Origin of the sequence: Rubrivirga sp. (genome assembly GCF_049648075.1) — a bacterium.
Lineage (GTDB): Bacteria > Bacteroidota > Rhodothermia > Rhodothermales > Rubricoccaceae > Rubrivirga.
This window is the reverse complement of sequence record NZ_JBARYR010000617.1, coordinates 1-4,080: the sequence shown is the minus strand read 5'-3', so window position 1 is coordinate 4,080 and position 4,080 is coordinate 1. Positions and strand designations below refer to the sequence as shown.

The window sequence follows — 4,080 nt, the reverse complement described above, 5'->3', positions numbered from 1 at the left end:
ACCGAGCTCAGGCGAGCTCGGTCGTCGAGCGCATCGGTCTGGCCCGAGCCACTGGCGCCGCGCGCCGGACTGGCGGAGCGCGTCCGCCAGTGGCGCAATCCCGAGCGCCGAGGTCGCCGCGCTCCTCGCGAGGACAGAGAACCGAGCCGGCCTCCGTCATCGACTCCATCATTCAACACCCCGTAGTCATGCATCGCCTCCTCCTCCTCGGACTCCTCGCCCTGGCCCTGCCCGCCGTCGCACAAACGGCGCTCGTGCCCGGCCAACCCCTCGACGGCAACCTCGAAGCCGACGGCTCCGACACCTACACGCTCGCCCTTGAGGCGGACCAGTTCGTGCTCGGCCACGCCTTCCAGCACACCGTCGACGTCGTCGTCACCGTCGCCGGGCCGGACGGCACGCAACTCCGCGCGTTCGACGACCCGGCGCGCGGCCCCGAGCTGTTCCAGTTCACGACCGACGCCGCCGGCGACTACACCGTCACGGTGACGCCCTTCCTGGGCGCGACGGGCGCGTACAGCATCACGCTCGACCGCGTCGAGGCCGCCGCGACGACGCCCCAAGGCATCGTCCGGCAGCAGTTCGCCGCCCTCGACCGCGACGACTCGCCCGGCGCGGTCGTTGCCGTTCTGCGACGGGGCGAGGTCGTGTTCGGCGAGACGTTCGGGCAGGCCAACCTGACGCACGGCGTCCCCTACACGCTCGACACGCCGACGAACATCGGCTCCACGTCCAAGCAGTTCACTGCGATGGCCGTTTTGCTCCTGGCCCAACGCGGCGACCTCGACCTCGACGACGACGTGCGCGAGCACATCCCCGAGCTGAAAGACTTCGGGCAGACCGTGACGATCCGCAACCTGCTCACCCACACGAGCGGCTACCGCGAGTTCCTCAATCTGCTGGGCATGACCGGCCAGGGATTCGAGGACGAGACCCGGCCGGAGCAACTCGTCGAGATCGTACAGCGGCAGCCCGAGTTGCAGGACGCGCCGGGCACCGTGTTCAACTACAACAACACCGGCTACGGGCTGGCCGCGCAGATCGTGGAGCGCGTGAGCGGGCAGAGCTTCCCGGACTTCGTCCGAGAGGCCATCTTCGAGCCGCTCGGCATGACGAACAGCACGGTCCGGGCCGACCCCACGACGATCATCCCCGGCCGCGCCCAAGGCTACCTCGCGTCCGAGGACGGCGGCTGGCGAGAAGCGCGCGACCTGGGCGCCGGGCTCGGCGCGAGCGCCGTCTACACGACCGCCCGCGACCTGGCGAAGTGGATGGACAACTACCGCACCGCGACCGTTGGCGGGCCGGACGCGATCCGCGAGCTGACCACCTCCTACGTCCTGGCCGACGGCGACTCGACGGACTACGGCTTGGGCCTGTTCCTCGACGAGTGGCGTGGGCTCGAACGCCTCCAGCACGGTGGAGCCGACACCGCGCACCGCTCGCTGTTCTGGTACTTCCCCGAGATCGAGTCTGGGGTGGTGATCCACACCAACTCACCGTCGGGTCCGGGCTCCGTGACCGACATCGCGCAGGCGTTCTTCGCCGAGCACCTGGCGCCCGAGGAAGAAACGGACGCCGGCGACTTCGACCCGGCCGACTTCGACCCCGAGTCCTTCGACGCGTTCGCGGGCACCTACGAGGTAGAGCAGGTGGGCCTCAACGTCACCTTCCGCCGCGAGGGCGACCGCTACTACGCCGAGCCGACGGGCCAGCCCGAGGCAGAGATCGTGCCGATCGGCCCCGCCCGGTTCTTCATCCCCATCGTGGGTGCCGAACTCTCGTTCGACGTCGAGGCCGACGGTTCGGTCGAGACCATGACCCTCCACCAAGGCCCTGGGTTCACCGGTCGCCGCGTCGAGGTCTCGGCGGAGGCCGCCCCGCTCGCGGACTACGTCGGCCGGTACTACAGCGACGAGATCGAGACGTTCTACACGATCGCCCTCGAGGACGGCGCGCTCTCGCTGAGCACGCGGCGGATGCGGGAGCCGGTGACCCTCTCGCACGCCAACGGCGACGCGTTCACCGGTGGCACCCGTGTCACAGGCGTCGCCTTCGAGCGGGACGACGAGGGCGCGGTCACGGGCTTTAGCGCGGACAACGCAGGGCGTGTGCGCGGCGTCGCGTTCGAGCGCGTCGACTAGAGACGACGACCGCCGCGTCCTCGATGGGAGTGCCCCTCGAGGACGTGGGCTCGGCGAGACGCACGTCGACCGAGATGAGATCGGCTCTCTGGGGTGGGCGACGACACGGAAGAGCTGACGTGGGAGACGAGCCCGAGTGAGGCCCGCTTTCTCACGCAGCTTGCCGAGAACAGGGATGGGCCGGAGGCGGTCGGCGAACTGTACGGGCGCTACCTGCCGCTGCTCGCCGAGACCGTCATGACCCAGAACTAAATCCCTCGTCCTCGAGGACGGCCAAACGGTCCCTGCGCGGAAGGCGCTGAGCACGCGCCGTCGAGCTCGAACGTCTCTGACGACGAGGCGCCCGCGCCTCCCGCGGGGACGGTCCCCGGGGTTGGAAGAGTAGCCGTGGCGACGCACGACCCCGCCCCTGTACACCGCCGCGTGCCGCCCCGAACGCTCGGGACGGGCGCGTGAGGTCTGGTGAGACGCGGGGATCGGCCGCGAGATCGGCCGCCTCGACCAGGCTCGCCTCAGCGACGAACCCAGTGAGAGCGGCCCCGAACGATGGGGTAACCCGGGCGCCCGTCTGGCGCTCGACGTCGGCCGTTCCGTCCTCGAGGACGGCGTTTGGCTTCGGGGGCGTTTGCTGGCCTCGTAACCACGGCCCAACGTCGTTCCCGCGACCGCGAAGCGACGGCGCAGCCAGTCCAGAGTGCCGACCTCGAGGGTGAACCGACCTCGAGGGTGAACCGACCTCGAGGGTGAACCGACCTCGAGGGTGAACCGACGCACGTTCGGACGTCAGAGCCGAGCGGTAAGGCATGGGAGCTTCGCACATCCTGGGTCCCCGCCTGCGCGGGGATGACGCGGATGTGGGTCTGTTATCTCGAGGGCGCCGCCTTCTCGAGGACGACGCTTTCTAGGCACACATGTCCTCACCCGTTTCCATTGCTCACCGCGCAACCCTTCCGTAGTCTCCACGTCTGCGACACCGACCTCGAGGACGCGCGTCCTCCCCACTCCTTGACTCCACGATGCGCCTAGGCTTCTTAACCTCCGCCGCTCTCGGCCTCGCCCTGCTTCTTGCACCCACGGCGAGCGCCCAGAGCCTTCTCGACACCTTCGAGCCGAACGTCACCGAGTTCACGCTCGACAACGGCATGACGTTCGTCATCGTCGAGCGCCGCGACGCGCCCGTCGTCTCGTTCTACACCGTCGCCGACGTCGGCTCCGTCGACGAGCCCGTCGGGCAGACGGGGATCGCCCACATGTTCGAGCACATGGCGTTCAAGGGCACCACCACCATCGGCACGACCGACCTCGAGGCCGAGCTCGCCGCCCTCGAGGCCGAGGAGGAGGCCTACCTCGCCTTCCGCGACGCCCGCTTGGGCGGCGCCTCTGAAACTGAGCTTGAGAGACTGGAGGCCGCGTTCATCGCCGCCCGCGACGCCGCCAAGGACCTGACCACGGACAACGAGTTCGACCAGATCATCAGCCGCGAGGGCGCCACCGGCCTCAACGCGACGACCAACTTCGACAAGACGGACTACTTCTTCTCGCTCCCGTCCAACAAGGCCGAGCTGTGGTTCGCCCTCGAGGCCGACCGTTTCCTAAACCCGGTCCTGCGCGAGTTCTACCAGGAGCGCGACGTCGTTCAAGAGGAGCGCCGCCTGCGGACCGAGTCGAACCCGATCGGCCGGCTCTTGGAGGAGTTCTTTACGATCGCCTTTAAGGCGCACCCGTACGGCCGCCCGGTCGTCGGCCACATGGCCGACCTCGAGACGATCTCGCGGACCGAGGCGCTCGCCTTCTACGAGACCTACTACGTGCCCAACAACCTGGTCTCGGTCGTCGTCGGCGACATCGACCCGGTGCAGGCGCGGCAGTGGGCCGAGCGCTACTTCGGGCCGATCCCGGCCGGCGACCCGCCGCCGCCGGTCCGCACCGTCGAGCC

At 69.1% G+C, this 4,080-nt stretch carries 4 protein-coding genes; all 4 read left to right on the top strand.

All coding sequences use genetic code 11. From position 1 onward, the window contains the following. Positions 1-186, top strand: a 186-nt coding sequence (locus WBA11_RS16890) for a hypothetical protein (protein ID WP_424521815.1), incomplete at its 5' end; no start/stop codon positions are given. 2 nt (positions 187-188) lie between these two features. Further along, on the top strand, positions 189-2,144 hold the full coding sequence (locus tag WBA11_RS16885) for a serine hydrolase (RefSeq protein WP_424521814.1): 1,956 nt from the start codon (positions 189-191) through the stop codon (positions 2,142-2,144). A gap of 93 nt (positions 2,145-2,237) precedes the next feature. Continuing rightward, positions 2,238-2,396: a hypothetical protein gene (locus tag WBA11_RS16880; RefSeq protein ID WP_424521813.1), complete on the top strand. Its 159-nt coding sequence runs from the start codon at positions 2,238-2,240 to the stop codon at positions 2,394-2,396. A gap of 764 nt (positions 2,397-3,160) precedes the next feature. After that, positions 3,161-4,080, top strand: a 920-nt coding sequence (locus tag WBA11_RS16875) for a M16 family metallopeptidase (RefSeq protein WP_424521812.1), incomplete at its 3' end; no start/stop codon positions are given.